This window comes from Mesorhizobium sp. M7A.F.Ca.US.007.01.2.1 (genome assembly GCF_003998165.1).
GTDB lineage: Bacteria > Pseudomonadota > Alphaproteobacteria > Rhizobiales > Rhizobiaceae > Mesorhizobium > Mesorhizobium ciceri.
Window position 1 is genome coordinate 1 of record NZ_RZQP01000312.1, and the last position, 5,925, is coordinate 5,925.

A 5,925-nucleotide genomic window follows, 5' to 3' on the forward strand; every position below is an offset into this window, starting at 1 on the left:
CGCGGTGTCCTTGCTTTTTCCGTGACGCGGAGCCGCCGCGTGACTATATCCCAGACATGACCACGACGATCCAGACGATCCGTGACGACTTCTCGTTCCTCGAGGAATGGGAAGACCGCTATCGTTATGTCATCGAACTCGGCGAGGCGCTGCCGCCGTTTCCGGACGAGCAGCGCAGCCCCGCCAACAAGGTGCCGGGATGCGTCAGCCAAGTCTGGCTGACCACTGAACGCGGAGCTGGAGCCGATCCTGTCATCACCTTCACCGGCGATTCGGACGCTCATATCGTGCGTGGGCTGGTCGCGATCATGCTGGCGCTGTTTTCCGGCAGGACCGCCAGCGAAATCCAGAAGACCGATGCGGAAGCGACATTGAAAGAACTCGGCCTCGACGAACATCTGTCGCCGCAGCGCGCCAACGGCCTTCGCTCGATGGTCAAGCGCATCAAGCGCGACGCCGAGGCAGCGCTCAAGCAGACCGCCTGACGCTTCCCGACCCGATCCGCGCGTCGCGGCTCGCAAAAATCAAACGGCGCCCGAAGGCGCCGTTGATGTCGATCCGATCTGGCTGGCAGCAATTACCGCGCTTTGCGCTTGCGGCCGAGACCCATCTTCTTGGCGAGTTGGGACCGGGCAGCTGCATAGTTGGGTGCAACCATCGGATAGGTCGGGTCGAGGTTCCACTTTTCGCGATACTGGTCCGGCGTCAGGTCATAGTGGGTCATCAGGTGGCGCTTCAGCGACTTGAACTTCTTGCCGTCTTCAAGGCAGACGATGTAGTCGTCATGAACCGACCGCTTCGGGTTGACCGCCGGCTTCTGCTTGTCGGCAGGCGGCTGTTCGGCGGTTCCGCCCACACGCCCGAGTGCGGCATGGACATCGGATATCAGGTTCGGCAGTTCGCCGACCGGCACGGGATTGTTGCTGACATAGGCGGCCACCACATCGGCGGTCAATTCGATCAGCGCATCGCTGTTTCTGGAAGGTGTTTCGACAATATCCATGGTCTTCGGTCCCCAACAAGAGTTACATCGATCTGCGCCCTTTTTTACAAGCAGGGCATCGCACGAATTTTGTGCAGGTAGAGTTTCTACGATTCGTGTCGCGGGCACATCAATGAGCGTGCAGACCAAGTAAGTCAATTCGCCCCTCGCGCTATATTGAACGATATTGATCAAATGTTCCGCGATCAGCTTCAATCTTTCGTGCATTGTGTAATTTATCGATATTTCGCGTTCCCGTCGGCGGCGGCTGACGCAACGTCAGATCGCCGTTACATTCGTGGCAACTCACGAAACGGGTTTTAATGTTTGATCTTGCTTGGCTATCGCTCGAGAAATATTGGTTGTTCGCATTTGTCCACAAAACCACAGGTTGCCGTGGTCATATACGAGCAATCAGGCGACATGCCAGTCATCCGACCGATCGGCTGATTGCTGCCGCGTCAATCAATGCGGGATGATGTATTTGCCATAGGCCCAGCCGGTGACGAAATTGCCGTTCTGGACCGGATCATGCCAGACTTCGCACCAGCGATAGCGGATCTTTTGTGCCTGCTTCCATGCCGGCTGGTTGGCGATGTCGAGCAGGTTTATTCCGCCGGTGCATCGCCCGGTCATCTGCAGAACGGTGCCGTTCGGATATCCCGCCTGCTTTTGGGATGTGCCCGAAGGGTATTTGCGTACATTGAGCGTGTCGCCGAACGGGACATTGGCCACTTGCCAAGCCGCGAATACGGTCGCATGAGACTGGCCGGCAAAGCCCAGAGTTAGCGAAGCAACGGCGAAAGCCGCAGTAGTCCGAGACCAAATAGTCATCATCTCTCCTCCCGGCTCATCTCCTGGAGCCGACACAACCCATACGCTCCGGCTCTTGAACCTGCCCTGATCGGCGTGTTCATTTGCCATTCAAGATATTTCTCCATTCGAGATGGCCCTTCAAGATACTGGCCCATTGAAGATACTGGCCCATTGAAGATACTGGCAAAGCGAGACGCAATGACCAAGACATCCATATTTCCGATCGTCAGCCCGCCAACGCCCGAGAAGCGGCCGGTTTCCGACACGCATCACGGCATCACGCGAACCGACGACTATGCCTGGCTACGGGCCGATAACTGGCAGGAGATGTTCCGCGACCCGTCATTGCTCGATGCGGGGATCCGCGCAAAACTCGAGGCGGAGAATGCTTACCAGTCGAAGCTGATGGCCGATACGGTCGAACTGCAAAAGCAGCTTTTCAAGGAGATGAAGGGCCGTATCAAGGAAGACGATTCTTCCGTGCCGATGAAGGATGGGCCCTATGCCTACGGCTCGTCCTTTAAACTTGGTGGCGAGCAGCCGCGCTATTTCCGCATGTCGCGCGACGGCGGCGCCGAGCATATCCTGCTCGATGGCGACGCGGAGGCCGCGGGCAAGGCCTATTTCCGTCTTGGCGGTGTCGACCATTCGGCCGACCACGCCAAGCTGCTATGGGCATTCGACGACAAGGGCTCCGAATTCTACACGCTTCGCGTGCGCGACCTTGCCGATGGCAAGGAGCTTGCCGACCAGATCCCCGACACCGGCGGTTCAGGCGTCTGGAACGCAGGCAATGACGGCTTCTTCTACACGCGTCTCGATCCCAACCATCGCCCGTCCAAGGTACTGTTCCATGCGCTGGGCGACAGCCCGGACAGCGACCGGCTGATCTATGAGGAAACCGATCCCGGCTTCTTCATGAATGTCGACGGCACCCGCAACAACGAATGGATCATGATCGGCATCAACGATCACGAGACTTCGGAATACCGCCTGATGCGCGCCGACGATCCGTCTGCCGAACCGAAACTGGTGTCGCCGCGCGAGGTTGGCCTTCAATACGAGCTGGAAGAAGGCGGCGATATCTTCTTCATCCTGACCAATGCCGACGGCGCCAAGGACTTCAAGATCATGACGGCGCCGGCGAGCGATCCCGTGCGCGCCAACTGGCAGGAACTGGTGCCGCACGAGCCCGGCCGGCTGATCCTGTCGGTGATCGGCTTCAGGGACCACATGGTCCGGCTCGAACGCAAGGAAGGCCTGCCGCGCATTGTGGTGCGCGACCGTATCAGCGGCGAGGAGCATCTTCTGTCCCTCGACGAGGAGGCCTTCTCGCTCGGCCTGTCGGGTTCCTATGAGTACGACACCGAGATCATGCGCTTTTCCTACTCGTCGATGACGACGCCCGCGCAGGTGTTCGACTATAACATGCGCACCCGCGAGCGGGTGCTGCTGAAGACCCAGGAAGTGCCGTCCGGCCATGATGCGGACCATTATGTCACGCGGCGGCTGATGGCGCCGGCCAGCGATGGCGAACTGGTGCCGATCTCGCTTTTGCATCATCGCGACACGCCGCTGGACGGATCCGCACCTTGCCTGCTTTACGGCTACGGCTCCTATGGCATCACCGTGCCGGCCGCCTTCAACACCAACTGGTTCTCGCTGGTCGACCGCGGCTTTGTCTTCGCCATTGCTCACGTTCGCGGCGGCAAGGACAAGGGCTATGGCTGGTACGATGACGGCAAGCGGGAGAACAAGATGAACACGTTCACCGATTTCATCGCCGTCGCGCGCCATCTGGTCACCGAGCGTTACACGGCGCATGACCGTATCGTCGCGCAAGGCGGTTCGGCCGGCGGCATGCTGATGGGTGCCGTCGCCAACATGGCGCCGGATTGTTTTGGCGGCATCGTCGCCGAGGTTCCCTTCGTCGATGTGCTCACCACCATGCTCGATGCGACCCTGCCACTGACGCCGCCGGAATGGCCCGAATGGGGCAACCCGATCGCGTCCGCCGACGACTATCGGACGATCGCTGCCTATTCGCCCTACGACAATGTCTCTGATCACGACTATCCGCCGATCCTGGCGCTGGCCGGTCTCACCGATCCGCGCGTCACCTATTGGGAACCGGCCAAATGGGTGGCCCGGCTGCGCGACCGCAAGAGCGGCGACAATCCGGTTCTGTTCAAGATCAATATGGATTCCGGCCATGCAGGCGCTTCCGGCCGGTTTTCGCGGCTGGAAGAGATCGCCTACACCTACTCCTTCGCGCTGAAAGTGATGGGCAAGGCGCAGCTTACGGGAGCAACCAACAAATGATCGACCTGACCACCCTGATCGCCTACATCGCGGTCGTGCTCGGCTTCGTCTTCATTCCAGGCCCCGCCACCCTGCTGACGATCGCCCGGGCAACGAGTTCCGGAACCAAGGTCGGCATCGCGACGGGCGCCGGGATCGCTGCCGGCGACGTCTTTCATACCGTCATGGCCATGATCGGCATCTCGGCGATCATCGCCGCGTCGGCGACGCTGTTCAGCGTCATCAAGTACATCGGCGCGGCCTACCTGGTTTATCTCGGCATTCGCGCGATCATCGAGAAAACACCGGCCAACCCGGCGGCCGGTGCGCTCGCGATCTCCGCCGGCAAGGCGTTTCGACAGGCTGTCCTGACCGAAGTGCTCAACCCCAAGACCGCTCTGTTCTTCCTCGCTTTTCTGCCTCAGTTCGTGCGGCCTGAAAACGGATCGGTGATGCTTCAGATGACCGCGTTGGGGGTCATCTTCGTCATACTGGGCCTTTTCAGCACGGTCGTCTTTGCCGTGAGCGCTGGCCGGCTCGGCACGTTCCTGCGCCGAAATCCGTCGGTGTTACGATTGCAGGGCAAAGTTGTCGGCGGCATCTACTGCGCTTTGGGCGTCCGTCTGGCGCTGCAGCAACGCTGACTCTGGACGATAATCGACGCACCCTTTCCAGAGGGCTGGGTGTCAGGACTTTTTGAAGCTCCCGTCGCTCATTTTCACTCGCAATTGCGACGACCGCGCGCTACCCAGTGCGCGGCTTTTCCCGGCCTGACAGCCTCCAATCGCGTAAAGGTTCATTATGCTGCTCGTCGACGTCTATCTCGACAAATCACCCATCCAGGGAATCGGCGTCTTTGCCAAGAACCACATTCCTCGCGGTACTCTGATCTGGAAGTTAGACCCAAGGTTCGATCGGCTCATCGAGGTCGAGACTTATGAGCGGGCGGCCGGCCCGGTGAAGAGCTATCTCGACCGCTACTCCTATCCTGACCGCCGCGATCCGAACTACATCGTCTTCGAAGCCGACGACGCGCGCTACATGAACCATGCCGACGAGCCTAATTGCGACGTCTCCTCACCCGAGGAGAGTTTTGCACTGCGCGACATCGCGCCTGGCGAAGAGTTGACCTGCAACTACAACCATTTTTTCGAAACGGGCTTCGATTTTCTCGGTGACCGCCACCTGTCATCCGCAGACTCGATCTAGACTAGTTCGCCCTCTTGCGGGCCGGATAGCCGTTTGGATGCGCGGGTATCGCCTTGAGATAGGCGGCGATGGCAGCACGGTCCTGCGGCGCCAGCTCGGCCATGTTTCGCTGCACGTCGACCATGGCGCCGCCGACGGAATCAAAATCGGGCGTGAAGCCGGTTTCGAGGTAGTTGGCGATGTCGGCTTCCGACCAATCGCCTATACCGCCCTCGCCCGATGTGATGTTCGGCACGACGCCGCTGCCTTCGGCAGCCACCGCACCGGCCAGCCACACGTTCTTTTTCGTACCACCTGCGAGGTCGCGCGGCGTGTGGCATTCGCCGCAATGGCCCGGCCCCTCGACCAGATAGCGGCCGGCCATGACCGGATCGGGCGTGCCAGCGGGAAATGGAACGACAGGCTGGTCGCTAAGATAGAGCAATTTCCACAGGCCGATGCCGCGACGAATGTTGAAGGGAAAACCGAGCGAATTTGCAGGCGCCTTGCCGGCGACGGCCGGCAGCGTCTTGAGGAAGGCATAGAGATCGCCAATGTCGGCCGGATTCATGCGCGCGTAGGACGCATAGGGAAACGCCGGATAGAAGTGTCGGCCCGAAGGCGACACGCCCTTCAGC

Annotated in this window: 7 protein-coding genes; 4 read left to right on the forward strand and 3 right to left on the reverse strand. The window is 60.1% G+C overall.

Annotated features, from left to right (window positions below; genetic code table 11):
- Positions 1-56 precede the first annotated feature (56 nt).
- Positions 57-485, forward strand: coding sequence for a SufE family protein (locus EN949_RS32135; RefSeq protein WP_027162984.1), 429 nt, complete (start codon positions 57-59; stop codon positions 483-485).
- A 92-nt stretch (positions 486-577) separates the two neighbouring features.
- Here the strand turns inward: EN949_RS32135 and EN949_RS32140 are convergent, their stop codons facing one another.
- Complete coding sequence (locus EN949_RS32140) at positions 578-1,003, reverse strand: MucR family transcriptional regulator (RefSeq protein WP_013532660.1); 426 nt, start codon at positions 1,001-1,003, stop codon at positions 578-580.
- 444 nt (positions 1,004-1,447) lie between these two features.
- Positions 1,448-1,816, reverse strand: coding sequence for a hypothetical protein (locus EN949_RS32145; RefSeq protein WP_027162986.1), 369 nt, complete (start codon positions 1,814-1,816; stop codon positions 1,448-1,450).
- A 180-nt stretch (positions 1,817-1,996) separates the two neighbouring features.
- On the opposite strand from EN949_RS32145, the gene EN949_RS32150 reads away from it, so the two are divergent.
- The 3 genes from EN949_RS32150 to EN949_RS32160 all read left to right on the forward strand — a co-directional run bounded on the left by EN949_RS32150 (position 1,997) and on the right by EN949_RS32160 (position 5,308).
- Positions 1,997-4,120 (forward strand): S9 family peptidase, encoded by a 2,124-nt coding sequence (locus EN949_RS32150; protein WP_127370989.1) that lies wholly within the window; start codon positions 1,997-1,999, stop codon positions 4,118-4,120.
- A complete protein-coding gene (locus tag EN949_RS32155; RefSeq protein WP_024505543.1) occupies positions 4,117-4,743 on the forward strand; it encodes a LysE family translocator in 627 nt (208 codons plus the stop codon). The genes EN949_RS32150 and EN949_RS32155 overlap by 4 nt, the downstream gene beginning before the upstream one ends.
- Positions 4,744-4,900: 157 nt before the next feature.
- Entirely contained in the window at positions 4,901-5,308 is a 408-nt protein-coding gene (locus tag EN949_RS32160; RefSeq protein WP_013532664.1) for an SET domain-containing protein-lysine N-methyltransferase, read from the forward strand.
- Between the two features lies 1 nt (position 5,309).
- On the opposite strand, the gene EN949_RS32165 is transcribed toward EN949_RS32160, so the two are convergent.
- Positions 5,310-5,925 (reverse strand): cytochrome c (locus EN949_RS32165; protein WP_164782607.1); only part of this gene is annotated, 616 nt, incomplete at its 5' end.